This window comes from Siccirubricoccus soli, from assembly GCF_024178315.1.
Lineage (GTDB): Bacteria > Pseudomonadota > Alphaproteobacteria > Acetobacterales > Acetobacteraceae > Siccirubricoccus > Siccirubricoccus soli.
In genome coordinates, this window is sequence record NZ_JAMZIK010000136.1 from 12,975 (window position 1) to 28,042 (window position 15,068).

At 71.4% G+C, this 15,068-nt stretch carries 11 protein-coding genes; 7 read left to right on the forward strand and 4 right to left on the reverse strand.

All coding sequences use genetic code 11. The features are described from left to right. The first annotated feature begins 30 nt into the window (after positions 1-30). Complete coding sequence (locus NJ376_RS20525) at positions 31-1,614, forward strand: EAL domain-containing protein (protein ID WP_252955155.1); 1,584 nt, start codon at positions 31-33, stop codon at positions 1,612-1,614. 147 nt (positions 1,615-1,761) lie between these two features. Beyond that, on the forward strand, positions 1,762-2,631 hold the full coding sequence (locus NJ376_RS20530; RefSeq protein WP_252955156.1) for an amidohydrolase family protein: 870 nt from the start codon (positions 1,762-1,764) through the stop codon (positions 2,629-2,631). A 100-nt stretch (positions 2,632-2,731) separates the two neighbouring features. Here NJ376_RS20530 and NJ376_RS20535 read toward each other — a convergent pair whose 3' ends face one another. Further along, positions 2,732-3,706 (reverse strand): 2-hydroxyacid dehydrogenase, encoded by a 975-nt coding sequence (locus NJ376_RS20535; protein WP_252955157.1) that lies wholly within the window; start codon positions 3,704-3,706, stop codon positions 2,732-2,734. Positions 3,707-3,933: 227 nt separating this feature from the next. Here NJ376_RS20535 and NJ376_RS20540 point away from each other — a divergent pair, with 227 nt between their 5' ends. The 4 genes from NJ376_RS20540 to NJ376_RS20555 all read left to right on the forward strand — a co-directional run bounded on the left by NJ376_RS20540 (position 3,934) and on the right by NJ376_RS20555 (position 9,835). After that, positions 3,934-4,725, forward strand: coding sequence for an SDR family oxidoreductase (locus tag NJ376_RS20540; protein ID WP_252955158.1), 792 nt, complete (start codon positions 3,934-3,936; stop codon positions 4,723-4,725). Between the two features lie 75 nt (positions 4,726-4,800). Beyond that, positions 4,801-6,066, forward strand: a complete 1,266-nt coding sequence (locus tag NJ376_RS20545; protein WP_252955159.1) for a hydantoinase/carbamoylase family amidase — start codon at positions 4,801-4,803, stop codon at positions 6,064-6,066. Then, positions 6,063-8,165, forward strand: a complete 2,103-nt coding sequence (locus NJ376_RS20550) for a hydantoinase/oxoprolinase family protein (protein ID WP_252955160.1) — start codon at positions 6,063-6,065, stop codon at positions 8,163-8,165. Before NJ376_RS20545 ends, NJ376_RS20550 begins: the two co-directional genes overlap by 4 nt. Next, a complete protein-coding gene (locus NJ376_RS20555; RefSeq protein WP_252955161.1) occupies positions 8,165-9,835 on the forward strand; it encodes a hydantoinase B/oxoprolinase family protein in 1,671 nt (556 codons plus the stop codon). Before NJ376_RS20550 ends, NJ376_RS20555 begins: the two co-directional genes overlap by 1 nt. 42 nt (positions 9,836-9,877) lie before the next feature. On the opposite strand, the gene NJ376_RS20560 is transcribed toward NJ376_RS20555, so the two are convergent. Further along, complete coding sequence (locus NJ376_RS20560; RefSeq protein ID WP_252955162.1) at positions 9,878-11,212, reverse strand: serine hydrolase domain-containing protein; 1,335 nt, start codon at positions 11,210-11,212, stop codon at positions 9,878-9,880. A 157-nt stretch (positions 11,213-11,369) separates the two neighbouring features. On the opposite strand from NJ376_RS20560, the gene NJ376_RS20565 reads away from it, so the two are divergent. Then, on the forward strand, positions 11,370-12,824 hold the full coding sequence (locus NJ376_RS20565; protein WP_252955163.1) for an N-acyl-D-amino-acid deacylase family protein: 1,455 nt from the start codon (positions 11,370-11,372) through the stop codon (positions 12,822-12,824). Positions 12,825-13,176: 352 nt separating this feature from the next. Here NJ376_RS20565 and NJ376_RS20570 read toward each other — a convergent pair whose 3' ends face one another. Both NJ376_RS20570 and NJ376_RS20575 read right to left on the reverse strand, forming a co-directional pair. Continuing rightward, positions 13,177-13,518, reverse strand: coding sequence for a hypothetical protein (locus NJ376_RS20570; RefSeq protein ID WP_252955164.1), 342 nt, complete (start codon positions 13,516-13,518; stop codon positions 13,177-13,179). A gap of 326 nt (positions 13,519-13,844) precedes the next feature. After that, positions 13,845-14,921: a GGDEF domain-containing protein gene (locus NJ376_RS20575; protein WP_252955189.1), complete on the reverse strand. Its 1,077-nt coding sequence runs from the start codon at positions 14,919-14,921 to the stop codon at positions 13,845-13,847. Positions 14,922-15,068 lie beyond the last annotated feature (147 nt).

A 15,068-nucleotide genomic window follows, 5' to 3' on the forward strand; every position in this document is an offset into this window, starting at 1 on the left:
GCCCTTGGGCGACAGAGGTCCTGCAGCGGGATGGAGAGCGAGGAGGGCGAGCCGCCGCACCGGCCGAGGCCGGTGACCGACCGGGAGCGGTTCCTGACCTTCGCCCTGGCCGCGGCGGAAATGCTGCTGGAAGTCTCCTCGGCGGGCCGCATCCTCTTCGCCGCAGGAGCCTTCCAGAGCCGGCTCGGCCGTTCCCCGGACTCCCTGGTGGGGGCGCATGTGCGGGAGGTGCTGGCCCTGCCGGACCACGCCGCCTTCGAGATCGCCTTCAACATCCTGCTGAGCCGGGACCGGCTGCCGCCCACCCTGTTCCACCTGGCCAATGCCGGCGCCACCGCCATGGCCTGCAGCGGGCTGCGGCTGCTGGGGCGGGATGCGGACCGGCTCTGCCTGACCTTCGCTGCCCTGCCCCTGGCCGGGGCGGCAGAGGGGCCGCGCATCGGTGGCCCGGCCCCGCTGCGCGACGCGGCCAATGCCCTGGCGCGGGGGGTGGCGCCGGCCGGCACGCTCGGCCTGCTGGAGATCCATGCGCCGGAGGGCAGCCTGGCGCCGGATGGCGAACTGACCCGGCTGGTGCGGGAGGAGCTGGCGACGAGCATCGCCCCGGACAGCCTGGCGGGGGAGCTGGCGGCGGGGCGCTTCGGCGTGATCTCCCGCACCCGGGCGGACCTTGCCGCGGTGGGGGCGAAGATCGAGGCGCTGGCCCGGGCCTCCGGCCTCGCGGCCTCCGTCGCCACCGAGGCCCTGGCGCTGGACGATGCCAGCCTGACGCCGATGCAGATGACGCGGGCGCTGCGCTACGCGCTCTCCGTCTTCGGCCGGGGTGGGGCGGCGGCGCTGGCGGAGGCCGGGTTCGATGGCGGGCTGGCCGGTTTCGTCGCCGGCGCCTGCGCCCGCACCGTGCGGCTGCGCCAGGCGATCGCGGAGCGGAAATTCCGCCTGGCCTTCCAGCCCATCGTGCGGCTGGCGGATCGCCGCCCGCATCACTACGAGGCGCTGCTGCGGCCCGAGGCCGATATCGAGGCGCCGCTCGTCATGGCGCAGGATTTCGTCATCTTCGCCGAGGCGCTGGGCCTTTCCGAGGAGCTGGACTGGGCGGTGCTGCTGGCGGTGTGCAGCGCCGCGCGGCGTTCCGGCGGGCCGCGCATCGCCGCCAACCTCTCCGGCCTCTCGCTGCAGAGCCCGGGCTTCCGCGCGGCGCTGGTGAAGCTGCTGGAGAGCGAGCCGCTGCTGGCCCGCCGCCTGCTGTTCGAGATCACCGAGACCGCCGAGATCGAGGAGGAGGCGGAGGCGGTGCGGACGGTGGAGGCGCTGCGCGGCCTGGGCGTGCCGCTCTGCATCGACGATTTCGGCGCGGGCGCCGCGGCCTTCCGCTACCTGCGGACGCTGCGGGTGGATTACGTGAAGATCGACGGTCTCTATGTGCAGAACGCCATGCGCAGCCCGGTGGACCGCGGCATCGTCGCTTCCATGGTGGACCTGGCACGGACGGTCGGGGCCCAGGTGGTGGCGGAGTGGGTGGAGACCGAGGCGGAAGCCGCGCTGATGCAGGAGCTGGGCGTGGAGTTCGGCCAGGGCTGGCTGTTCGGCCGGCCGGGGCCGCTGCCGGGCTGAGGCGCGGGCCGGGCCGCCGGGGCAAGGCGGATGGACCAGGAGGCGCCTGGGCCAGAGCAGGCGACCGGGGCACGGGCAGGGGGCGGCGACGGCTTGACCCGGGCCGGGGCGGCGGCCTCTCCTCTCCCCTCCGAAGGGAGCCCGTCCATGAGCGACAAGAGCTGCAAGCCGCCGGATCCGGCCACGCGAATCCCGGCCTTCCGCCTGCCGCCCGGGGCCTGCGATGCGCATTGCCATGTCTTCGGCCCGGCCGACCGCTACCCCTATGCGCCGGACCGCGCCTATACGCCGCCGGATGCGCCGGTGGCTGAGCTGCGCCGGGTGCATCGCACCATCGGGGTGGAGCGGGCCGTCATCGTCCAGGCGAGCTGCCACGGGACGGACAATACCGCCATGCTGGATGCCATCGCCGAAAGCGGCGGGGCGTATCGCGGCGTCGCCATCCTGGATGGCAGCGTCACCGACGCGGAGCTGGCGCGGCTGCATGCCGGCGGCATCCGCGGCGTGCGGTTCAACTTCGTCCGGCATCTCGGCGGGACGCCGGACCTTGCGGTGTTCGACGCGGTGCTCGGGCGGATCGAGCGGCTCGGCTGGCATGTGGTGCTGCATCTGGATGCCGAGGACATCATCGCGCATGCGCCGCGCATCGAAAGGCTGCGGGTGCCCTTCGTCATCGACCATATGGGGCGGGTGAAGGCGAAGGGCGGGCTGGACCAGGCGCCCTTCCGGCAATTGCTGCGGCTGATGGAGAACCCGCTGGCCTGGGTGAAGGTGTGCGGGGCGGAACGCGTCTCCTCCATCGGTGCGCCCTTCCGCGATGCCGTGCCCTTCGCCGCGGCGCTGATCGAGACGGCGCCCGATCGCGTTTTGTGGGGAACTGACTGGCCGCACCCGAATATCAGCGGCGACATGCCGAATGACGGCGAGCTGGTGGACCTGTTCGCGCTGTTCACCGCGGATGCGGGGCTGCGGCGGCAGGTGCTGGTGGAGAATCCGACGCGGCTCTACTGGGGGTGAACTGAACAAGATCGGGGGCGCTGCCCCCGAACCCCCGCCGGGGAGGGGACCCCTCCCCGGGCCCCGGTCCGGGTTTTGCACCCGACGGTTCCACCGGAAATCAGGCCGGAAAAGGCGGCTTCTCGCCCCGCAGCAGCACGGCGTCCAGATTGTCCAGCGCCCGGTGGCCCATGGCGTCCCGCGTCTCGACCGTGGCGCTGCCGAGATGCGGCAGCAGCACGACGTTCTCCAGCGCGAAATAGCCCGGATTCACCCGCGGCTCGCCGTCATAGACATCGAGGCCGGCGGCGCGGACCTGGCCGGATTGCAGCGCGGCGATCAGCGCCGCGTCGTCCACCGTGGTGCCGCGGCCGGTATTCACCACGATGGCGCCGCGCTTCAGCCTGGCGATGCGGGCGGCGTTCAGCCAGTGGCGGGTGGCCGCGCTGCCCGGGATGTGCATGGAGAGCACGTCGATGCCGCCGAGGAACTCGGCCTCATCCGCGTGCCAGATGGCGCCCTGCTCCAGTTCCGGGGCCAGGCGCCGGCGGCCATGATAGTGGACCTCCATGCGGACGCCGCGGGCCATCGCCGCCATCTCCCGCCCGATGCGGCCGAGGCCGAGGATGCCGAGCGTCTTGCCCTCCAGCGTCACGCCCATGAGCTGGGTCGGCGCCCAGCCCTGCCATTGCCCGGCGCGGACCATCCGCTCCCCCTCCCCGGCGCGGCGGGCGGCCATGAGGAGGAGGGTGAAGGCGATCTCGGCGGTGGCGAAGGAGAGCACGTCCGGCGTGTTCGCCACCTGGATGCCACGGGCGCGGGCGGCCTCCAGGTCGATATGGTCGGTGCCGACGGAGAAGGTGGAGAGCAGCTTCACCGAGGCGGGCAGACCGGCGATGCAGGCGGCGTCCAGCCGGTCCCCGGCGGCGCAGAGGATGCCCTGGGCGGAGATGGCGGCGGCGCGGCGGATGATCTCGGCGGCGTCGGTGGACCAGGGCTCGTCATTCGGGTTCAGCGCGGCGGCATAGTCGCGGGCGGCGCGGGCCTCGATGGCCTCCGGCAGGTGGCGGGTGACGAGCAGGGGGGGCTTGGCCATGGGCGTCTCCTTCGCGTGGCCCTTGGTGTAGCAGGGCTTGGCCGGCTTGCCAGCGCGGGAGGTGCCGGCGGCGCCAGGCTTGCCAGCGCCCTGGCCGAAGGGCAGGGTCGCCGGCCCAGGGCAGGTCGCTGCGGCGATGGCCCTGGAGCTGGCGGATTCGGCGGCAGGGCCAGCCGGTCGGCCGGCACCGGTGATGGTGCCGCCGCGGCGGAACAGGGAGAGAGACCATGGATCTCGGGTTGCAGGGCAAGCGCGCCCTGGTGATGGGCGGCACCAAGGGGCTCGGCCGGTCGATCGCCGATGCGCTGGCGGCGGAGGGCGCGTCCATCGTCATCAGCGGCCGCGACCAGGGGCGGCTGGACCAGGCGGCGGCGGAGTTGAAGGCCAAGGGGGCGCCGAGCGCCTCCGGCGTGGTGGCCGATGTCGCCAGCAGCGCCGACATGGACAAGCTGGCGGCAGCCGCCGAGAAGGCACTGGGCGGCGTCGACATCCTGGTGCTGAACCATGGCGGCCCGCCGCCCTGCACCGCGTCCGAGATCACCGAACCGGCCCTGCTGGAGTGGTTCCAGCACATCGTCGTCTCCCCCATCCGCATCACCAACGCCCTGCTGCCGAAAATGCGGGAGCGGGGCTGGGGGCGGATCATCGTGGTGGGCAGCACCGGCATGCAGCATCCGATCCCGACGCTCGCGCTCTCCAACACGCTGCGCGCTTCGATCTGGGGCTGGCTGAAGACGCTTTCCGGCGAGGTGGCGAAGGATGGCGTGACGATGAACGTCCTGGCGCCCGGCACCATCCAGACCGACCGGGTGACCCAGACCACCACCAAGCGGGCGCAGCAGCTCAACATCAGCTTCGAGGATGCGCTGGCCCAGGCGGCGGCGGAGATCCCGGCCGGGCGGCTGGGGGTGCCGGACGACTACGGGCCGATGGGCGCGTTTCTTGCAAGCGAGAAGGCCGGCTACATCACCGGCAGCCTGATCCGCGTCGATGGCGGGCGGGTGCGCGGCATGGTGTAGCGGTTCCGGGGTGCTTCGGGCCTTCCGGGTCCGGGGCGCCCGGCGGTGTGGAATTGCTTGTTCTGGAGGCTGGTGGTGCTCCCCAATCTGACGCCGGATGTCGCGCTGGCGGCGAAGCTGTTCGATGAGTTGCGGGCCAAAAGCTTCGACGGTGTCGGCATCACCCGCGAAGCCTATGGGCCGGGGGAGCGCATGGCGCATGCCCTGATGGCCGAGACGGCGGACCGGCTGGGGCTGGAGCGCAGGACCGACCCGGTCGGCAATCTCTACATGACCCTGCCGGGCGCGGACCGGGCGGCGAAGCAGGTGATCCTCGGCAGCCACCTGGACAGCGTGCAGCAGGGCGGGAATTTCGACGGCGCGGCGGGCGTGCTGGCCGGGCTGGCGGCGGTGGCCGGCATGCAGCGGGCCGGCTTCACGCCCGCGCGGGACGTGACGGTGATGGTGACCCGCGCCGAGGAGGCGGGGGCGTGGTTCCCCACCTCTTTCCCCGGCTCCCGCGGCGCGCTGGGGCGGCTGGCGGCGGCCGAGCTGGAGGTGAAGCGGATGGATACCGGCCGCAGCCTCGCCGACCATATGGCGGAGGAGGGGTTCGACCCCGGCTTCGTCCGGCGCGGCGAGCGGGTGCTGGGCCCCGATAACGTCGCCGCCTATCTGGAAGTGCATATCGAGCAGGGGCCGGTGCTGGAGGCGGAGGGGATCCCCATCGGCATCGTCACCGGCATCCCCGGCAGCCGGCGGCTGCGGGCGGCGCGGGTGCTGGGCGAGACCAACCATTCCGGCGGCACGCCGCGGAAGTACCGCCGCGACGCTGCCATGGCGCTGGCGGAGCTCGCCGTGACGCTGGACGAGGAATGGGTGCGGCTGGAAGCCCGCGGCCACCGGCTGGTGGTGACCTTCTGCGTCATGGGCACCACGGCGGAGGCGGGCTTCACCAAGATCCCCGGCGAGGCGGTGTTCCAGCTCGACGTCCGCAGCCAGGATCTGCGCTGCACCGACCGGATCTACGAGGTTCTGTACGAGGCCGTCGCCCGGATCGAGGCGCGGCGCGGCGTGCGCTTCGAACTGGGCGAGGAGGGCGGCAGCCGGCCCTCGTCCATGGATGACGGCGTGCAGGCAGCGCTGAAGCGCGCCGCCGAGGCGCTCTCCATCCCCCATCTCATCATGCCGAGCGGTGGCGGCCATGACGCGGTCGCCTTCGCGCAGGCGGGCATTCCTGCGGGCATGCTCTTCGTGCGCAACCAGCACGGCAGTCACAACCCGAAGGAAGCCATGCGGATCGAGGATTTTGCGGAAGCGTGCAAGGTGGCGCAGCGCTTTGCGGCGGAGTACGGCGCATGAGCGCGCGTCTGGCTGCCCAGGGTGGCGGAGCCGCCCGTCTCGCGGTGGATATCGGCGGCACCTTCACCGATGTGGCCGTGGAGCAGGGCGAGCGCCGCTGGACCGGCAAGGTGCTGACCACGCCGCAGGCGCCGGAGCTCGGCGTACTGGAGGGCGTGAAGCTGGTGCTGGAAAAGGCCGGGCTGGCACCCGCCGACATCGCCCTCGTCATCCATGGCACCACCCTGGCGACCAATGCGGTCATCGAGCGCAAGGGCGCGAAGACCGCGCTGCTGACGACGGAGGGCTTCCGCGACGTCCTCGCCCTCGGCAATGAGAGCCGCTACGACCAGTACGATCTGAACATTGAGCTGCCGCAGCCTTTGGTGCCGCGGCGCTGGCGCCTGCCGGTGACGGAACGGCTGGACAATACCGGCAAGGTGCTGCTGCCGCTGGATGAGGCGGCCGTCGCGCGGCATGTGGCGTTCATGCGCGCCGAGGGCATCGAGGCGGTGGCGATCGGCTTCCTCCACGCCTTCGTCAACCCGGCGCATGAGAAGCAGGCGGCGGCGATCCTGCAGCGCCTCTGGCCGGAGGTGCCGGTCTCGCTGAGCAGCGAGGTCTCGCCGGAGATGCGGGAGTGGGAGCGGTTCAGCACCACCGCCGCCAACGCCTATGTGCAGCCGTTGATGGCCAGCTACCTGAAGCGGCTGGAAGTGGGGCTGCGCGAGGGCGGCCTTGCCTGCCCGGTCTTCATGATGCTCTCGGGCGGCGGGCTGACCACGCTGGAGACGGCGCGGCGCTTCCCCATCCGCCTGGTGGAAAGCGGGCCGGCCGGCGGTGCCATCTTCTCCGCGCATGTCGCGAAGCAGCGCGGGCTGACGGAAGTGCTCTCCTTCGACATGGGCGGCACCACGGCGAAGGTCTGCCTGATCGACCAGTACCAGCCCCAGGCCAGCCGGACCTTCGAGGTGGCGCGGGTGGGCCGCTTCAAGAAGGGCTCCGGCCTGCCGCTGCGCATCCCGGTCATCGAGATGGTGGAGATCGGCGCCGGTGGTGGCTCCCTGGCTGCCGTTGACAGCATGGGGCGGATCACCGTGGGGCCGGAGAGCGCCGGCGCCGATCCGGGGCCGGCCTGCTATGGCCGCGGCGGCGCGAAGCCGGCGGTGACGGATGCGAACCTGGCGCTCGGCCGCTACGACCCGGAGCATTTCGCCGGCGGCGCGCTGCGCCTCTACCCGGAACGTTCGCGCGATGCGCTGGTGGCCGAGGTGGGCGGCCGGCTCGGCCTCTCGGCGGAGATGGCGGCGCTTGGCGTTGTCGAGATGGTGGACGAGAACATGGCGAATGCCGCCCGCGTCCATGCCATCGAGAGCGGCAAGGGCTTCGAGGGCCGCACCATCATCGCCTTCGGTGGCGGCGGGCCGGTGCATGGCTACCGCGTGGCGGAGAAGATCGGGGTGAAGCGGCTGCTGGTGCCGAGCGGCGCCGGCGTCGGCTCCGCCATCGGCTTCCTGCGGGCGCCGGTGGCCTATGAGGTGGTGCGCAGCCTCTACCAGCGTTTTGCGAGTTTCGATGTCGGCGCGGTGAATGCGCTGCTGACGGAGATGTCGCGGGAGGCCGCCGCGGTGGTGGCGAAGGGCGCCTTCGGGGCGCGGACGGTGGAGGGCCGCCTCGCCTATATGCGCTATGTCGGCCAGGGGCATGAGATCGCGGTGAAGCTGCCCGCGCGCGACCTGACCGCGGCGGATGTGCAGGCGATCCGCGCCGCCTACGACGCCGAGTACATCAAATTCTACGACCGGCCGGTGCCGGGCAGCGATGTGGAGATCCTGAGCTTCGCCGTGACGGTGGCGACCGAGGTGCCGGCGGTGGAACCGGCGGCGGAGGTGGAGGCGGCGCCTGCCCCCGCGCCGATCCGCCAGCAGCAGGTGCGGGACACCACCACGGGCGAGGTGACGGAATGGGCGGTGTATGACCGCGCGGCGATGGCGCCGGGCGCCGTCGTCGCCGGGCCCTGCATCGTGGCGGAGGCGGAGACGAGCACGCTGGTGGGGCGCGGCTGGTCCTGCCGGATGGATGGGCTGGGGTATTTGGATCTGACGCAGGAGAGCGCGTGATGAAGGAAACCGGAGCCCTCGCCACCATCCAGCGCCAGATCCAGTGGAACCGCCTGATCGCGGTGGTGGAGGAGCAGGCGCAGACCATGATCCGCACTGCCTTCAGCACCACGGTGCGGGAGGCGGGCGACCTCTCCGCCGGCATCTTCGACCTGCAGGGCCGGATGCTGGCCCAGGCCGTCACCGGCACGCCGGGCCATGTGAATTCCATGGCGGAAAGCGTCGGCCACTTCCTGGCGAAATTCCCCGCCGCGGGGATGCAGCCGGGCGACCACTACATCACCAACGATCCCTGGCTGGGCACCGGCCACCTGCATGACCTCACCGTGGTCACGCCGGCCTTCCGCCGCGGGAAGATCGTCGGCCTCTTCGCCAACACCGCGCATATCATCGATATCGGCGGGCTCGGCATGGGGCCGGAGGGGCGGAGCGTCTTCGAGGAAGGGCTCTACATCCCCATCGTGAAGTGCTTCGACCGCAACGTGCCGAACGAGACCTTCTTCGACTTCATCCGCGCGGGCAGCCGCACGCCGGTGGAGCTGGAGGGCGACATCTACAGCCTCTGCGCCTGCAACGACGCCGGCGCCAAGCGGCTGGTGGAGATGCTGGACGAGTTCGACATGGACAGCATCGACCCGCTGGCCGAGTACATCTTCGAGAGCTCGCTGCGCGCGACCATCGAGGAGATCCGCAAGCTGCCGCGCGGCACCTTCCGTGCCCAGATCAGGTCGGACGGCTATGAGGCGCCGGTGACGCTGAACGCCGCCATGACCATCGAGGAGGAGCGGATCGTGGTGGATTACGCCGGGACCTCCGGCCTCTCCACCCGCGGCATCAACGTGCCGCCGGCCTATTGCCGCGCCTATTCCTGCTTCGGCATCAAATGCGTGGTGGCGCCGGAGATTCCGAACAACTGGGCCTCGCTGTCGCCCTTCCAGATGGAGATCCCGGAAGGCTGCATCCTGAACGCGCCGTGGCCCTATCCGGTGAGCGTGCGGCATGTGGTGGGGCAGCTGCTGCCGGACCTGATGATGGGGTGCCTGCATCAGGCGGTGCCGGGGCGGGTGAATGCCGAGGGCGCCTCCGCCCTGTGGAATCCGCCGCTCCGCGGTGGCTCCCAGGTCTCCGGCCAGGCGGCGGAGGTGGAGGATTTCGAGATCATCACCTTCAACTCCGGCGGCACCGGCGCGCGGCCGGAGAAGGATGGGCTGGACGGCATCGCCTTCCCCTCCGGCGTCAGGACCATGCCGGTGGAGGCGACGGAGAATGTCGCGCCGGTGATCTTCTGGAAGAAGGAGCTGCGGCCGGATTCCGCCGGGGCGGGGAAGACGCGGGGCGGCTTCGGCCAGGTCATGGAGATCGGCACCAAGGGCGAGGCGGAATTCGCGGTGAACGCGATCTTCGACCGCGTGGCCAACCCGCCGAAGGGCCGCGATGGCGGCGGCGAGGGCGCGGCCGGCTGGGTGGGGCTGAACGACGCCAATGGCACGCCGCTGCGGACCAAGGGGTTCCAGATCGTTCCCAAGGGGCGGCGGCTGCTGCTGAAGCTGCCGGGCGGCGGCGGCATGGGAGACCCGAAGGCGCGCGATCCGGAGCTGGTGAGGCGCGACGTGGTGGATGGGCTGATCACCCGCGCCGCGGCAAAGGAGATCTACGGCGTCGAGGTGTAGCGCCGGGCGGGCGCCGGGGCTTGCCCCGGCGCCCCTTCTGCCTCACCCCCGCCGCAGGCTCTCCACCATCGCCCCATAGACCACATCCTTCCAGATCATCCGCGTCCGCACGCGGTTGCTCGGGCCCTGGGCCATCAGGATCGCCACCAGCCCCTCCGCCCGGTCGATGGTGAAGCTGGTGCCCCAGGCGCCGGCCCACATCGCATCGCCCGGGCTGCCCGGCGCCGTGCCCATGCCATCCGCCAGCCGCACCCCGAAGCCCAGGCCGAAGCCATAGCCCGGCCCGGTGGAGGCGGTGGGGCTGCCCGCCATGCCGGTGATGTGGTTGGACATCATGAAATTCACCACCGGCGCCGCCAGGTAGCGCCGCCCCTCCAGCACCCCGCCATTCGCCATCATCTGCGCGAAGCGGATGTAGTCCGCGGCGGTGGAGACGAGGCCGGCGCCGCCCTTCAGGTAGCTGGTCGCGCGCTCATCGGTCAGGATGCGGTACTGCGCCCACATCGTCGCCTTCTGCGGGTCGCTGTCCGGGGCCTCCGCCAGCCGGGCGCGCTTCTCCGGCGGCACGAACCAATGCGTGTCCCGCATGCCGAGCGGGGCGAGCAGCCGCTCCTCCATCGCCTGGTCCAGCCGCTTGCCGGCGACGCGGGAGACCAGCAGTCCCAGCACATCCGTGGCGATGGAGTAGAAGAAGGTGGTGCCCGGCTGGAAGGCCAGCGGAATGGCGCCGAGCTGCCGCAGCATCTCCTCGCCGCCGATCGGGCCGCGCCCGGCCTCGATATTCGCCTCCTCATAGGCCGCCTTGATGCGCGGGGAGGGCGAGGCGCCGGAATAGACGAAGCCCGCCGTGTGCCGCAGCAGGTCGTGGATGGCGGGCTGGCGCGTGGCCGGGACCAGCTCGCTCTGGTCGTCCTGCCGCTGCTCCACCTTCAGGTCGCGCAGTTCCGGCAGCACCTCGGCGATCGGGTCGTCCAGCTTCATCCGCCCTTCCTCCACCAGCATCAGCGCCAGCGCGGAGGTGAGTGGCTTGGTCATGCTGGCCTGGAGGAAGATGGCGTCGCGCGGCATGGGCTTCGTCTTCGCCGCGTCCTGATGGCCATAGGCCTCGAAATGGATGATCTCGCCCTGGCGCGCGATGAGGGTGACGGCGCCGGGGAAGGAGCCGCGCTCCGCCTCCGCCTGCATCACGCCGGCGATGCGGCCGAGGCGTTCACGCGAGAAGCCCCGCACCAGCGGCGACGACGCGGGCGGGCGCGCAGCGGGCGGCGCGGCGGGCGGGCGCGGCAGGGGCTGGGCGGCGGCCGGCTGGGCGGTGGCGGCAAGGCCGGCGACGGCGCCGGCCAGCGCCTGGCGGCGCCCGGTGAAGCTCTGCGTCATGGCGTTCCTCCGGCAGGTCCTGGCCCGCCCGGGCGAATCCTGCCCTCCGCCACTGCCCGCCGGCAAGCCCGGGCAGCCACCGGCCTCTCCCCCTGGCGTCGCGCGCCGCGGCGGGACATCATCGGCCCTTCACTGACCGATCCGGACGCGCATCGCCATGGCCCTTCGCTGCGACCTCATCATCCGCGACGCCACCCTGTTCGACGGCACCGGGGCGCCGCGCCGGGTCGGCGATCTCGGCGTCACCGGGGACCGCATCGCGGCGGTGGGCGACCTCGGCGGCGCGACGGCGGATCGGGAGGTGATCGCCACCGGCCGCGCGCTGGCTCCCGGCTTCATCGATGCGCACACCCATGACGACCGCGCCGTGCTGATGGGCTGCGAATGCCTGCGCTGCAAATCCAGCCAGGGCGTCACCACCGTTGTCGTCGGCAATTGCGGCGTCTCCCTCGCGCCGCTGGTCTCGCAGAAGCGGCCTGTTCCGCCGCTCGACCTGGTGGGGGAGGATGGCTGGTGGCGCTTCGGCAGTTTTTCCGAGTACGCCGAGGCGCTGCGGAAGACACCCGCCGCAGTGAACACCTACGCCATCGTCGGCCACCAGACGCTGCGCTACCGGGTGATGGGCGAGGATCTCTATCGCCCGGCCAGGGACAACGAGATCGCGGAGATGCGCCGCATCGTGGCGGAGAGCCTCGCCGAAGGCGCCTCCGGCTTCTCCACCGGCCTCTGGTACAAGCCGAACATGCATGCGACGACGGAGGAGGTGATCGCCGTCGCCGAGCCGCTGCGCGCCGCGGGCGGCATGTACTTCACCCATATGCGGGACGAGGCGGACCGGGTCTGCGCCTCCATCGAGGAGACGCTGAAGATCGGCAAGCGCGTCGGCGTGCCGGTCTGGATCAGCCACCATAAATGCTCGATGCCGGAGAATTACGGGCGTTCCGTGCAGACCCTGGCACTGCTGGAGGCCTCGGCCTCGCTGCAGGAAGTGGCCTATGACATGTATCCCTACCCGGCCGGCTCCACCGTGCTGATGCCGGACCGGCTGCGGGAGGATGTGCGCGTCATCATCACCTGGTCCATCCCGCATCCGGAATTCGCGGGGAAGGATCTGAAGGAGGTGGCGCGGGGCTGGAACACCGATATCCGCACCGCGGCGGAGCGGCTGCTGCCCGCCGGCGCCATCACCTTCCAGATGGACGAGGACGACGTGCGCCGGATCATGGCGCATCCGATGAGCGTCATCGGCTCCGACGGCATTCCGCATGACGCGCATCCGCATCCGCGCCTTTGGGGCACCTTCCCGCGGGTGCTCGGCTTCTATTCCCGCCAGCTCGGCCTGCTGACGATGGAGGAGGCGATCCACAAGATGACCGGGCGCACCGCCTCGCTCTTCGGCATGATGGATCGGGGCGTGCTGAAGCCGGGCGCCTATGCGGATCTGGTGCTGTTCGACCCGCACAAGGTGGTCGACCGCGCGACCTTCGAGGATCCGAAGCAGCCCTCGGACGGGATCGAGGAGGTGTGGACCAATGGCGTGCCCACTTACCGCGCCGGGGAGATGACGGGGGCGACGCCGGGGCGGCTGATCCGGCGCAACCGGGCAGCCTGAGCCCCCGGCGCCGCCGGGGGCGGAGGGGCCCGGGGAAGGTGCGGCCGGCGGGCGGAAATGCCGGCAGCCCGCGCGCGGCCCGCATCCTGGTCGGTGCCGGCGGCACGTCATCCGGGCTGAACTGCCCCGCCGCCGGTTGGTGGCGCGTGGGCGCTTCCCGTCTTGCTCCGCGCAATGGATGCCTGGCCCTGGTCAGGTCGGCCCGGCACCGGCATGGTCAGGCAGGGGCACGTCTCGAATTGCGGCGCGTGGGGCCACCAGGGCAAAATCCGACCAGGTGGAATCACCTGACCGGATATCTTGCTCCGGGATTCCCGGCCCTCCGCCATGGAGGGAGGCGGATTGCGTCGTGTCAGCTGGTCCTGACAGGGCGGTCGCCGGTGGCATGCCTGCCGGCTGGCGACCGGGCAGCATCGCCGGGGGCTCGGGCAAATGGCGCGGCGCGGGCCAGATCGAAATTTCTGATACAAGTCGCATCCTGCGGCGTGGCCCGCTGCGAATTCAGCAGGTCGTTGGCCGGGGGTCCCAGTTGGGGGCTGGGCGCTTCCTGGATCAGGGCCGCCTGTTCCAGCAGGAGTTTTTGCAACGGCACAGGAAGTAGCTCCCAGTGGACAGCCGTTGCCATCCCCAGATGTAGGAGCAGCTTCTTGTCGGTGGATCTGCACCGGAACATAACTGACTTGGTTGTAGTCATCGTCCCCTCCACAACTTTGGAGAGCATAGCTGGGCGCTGAAATAGAAAACCCGCTATTTATTTCACAAGCCCGTCAGCGCTTCTGTAGGACGGGACCGTAAGCTGCTTTGGCGGTCGCGCCAGCGCCGCCAGGCGGGCCTGGCCCCCGGGCCGGGCCGGCAGGGAGCGGAGAACCGGCGGGCGGTCGCGGGCGCCCATTATGCGGGACGCGATGCATCTTCCGCTTCCATGCCTCCTGCGGTCGCGTCATCCGCTCCGGCAGCGAGGCGGCAGCGGGCGGCGAGGCGTCATGGCCCCGGCCTTCGGGCGGGACCGGCTGGCTGGCATCAGGCCGGCTGGGGCAGGCTGGCGACGCGGTTCCGCCCCGCCTGCTTCGCCTGGTACAGCGCGACATCGGCGCGCTCCACCAGGCAGGGCAGCGGCTCCCCGGGCTGATAGGCGGCGACGCCGATGGAGATGGTGACGACGCCGAGATCCTTGCCGGTGGAGCGGAGGGAGAAGGATTTCTCGCTCACCGCCTGGCGGATCCGCTCCGCTGCCTGCTGCGCAGCGCCCAGGCTGGCATGCGGCAGCAGGGCGGCGAATTCCTCGCCCCCCATGCGGGCGGCCAGAGGGGCGGCCGCCGCGCCCTCGCCGAGGCAGGCCTGGATGGTCTGGGCGACGCGGCGCAGCACCGCATCCCCCACCGGATGGCCCCAGGTGTCGTTGATGAGCTTGAAGCGGTCGATGTCGGCGATGAGCAGGCAGAGGGAATGGCCCTGCACCGTCGCTTCGGCGGCGGCGTGGCGCAGATGCTCCTCGAAGGCGCGGCGGTTGGGCAGGCCGGTCAGCACGTCGGTGGTGGCCTCGCGCCGCGCCTCCGCCAGCTCCCGCTCCAGCGTGCCGATCCGCTCGGCGGAGGCGGAGATGTCGCCGCCGAGCCGGTCGCAGCGGCGGGAGAGCAGCTCCGTCTCCTCCTGCAGCCGGGCGAGCAGGCCCGGCACCTCGCCCAGCGGCCCGGCCAGGGCGCCGGAGAAGCGGCGGAGGGAGGAGCCGTAGCGGGTGGCGTTGCTGCCGGCCTCCGCCACCTGGCTCACCACCTCCTGCAGCGCGGCGTGGATGTCCTGCGAGGCGTCGAGGAAGGACTGCATCTCCCGCCCCGGGTGGTAGAAGCGCTCATGCACCTCGAACATCAGCCTTTCGTCGATGGACTGGCCGTTGTCGATGAAGGTGGCGAGCACGCGGCGGACCATCGGATGCTCGCCGGAGTGGAAATCGTACCAGATGGTGAAATGCGCGGGCGTCGGGCGGATGCCGAAGCGCAGCATGGAGGCGATGGCGGCATGCGCGAAGGCGACGGCGGCATTGCCCGGGCGGGGCGGCGCCGTGCTTCCGTTCATCGCCATGGTCGGGTCTGGGCCCATTGCCAACTTCGCCTGTCTCCCCGAGTCCTAGGGGAGGAGGGGTGAAACGGGGGTAAAGAGCAGGGCCATATCGCACCGGGTACGATACGATGCCCGGCGAGGGCGTCCCGGCCCGCCTACCCCGCCAGCCGCGCCCCGCGCAGCCGC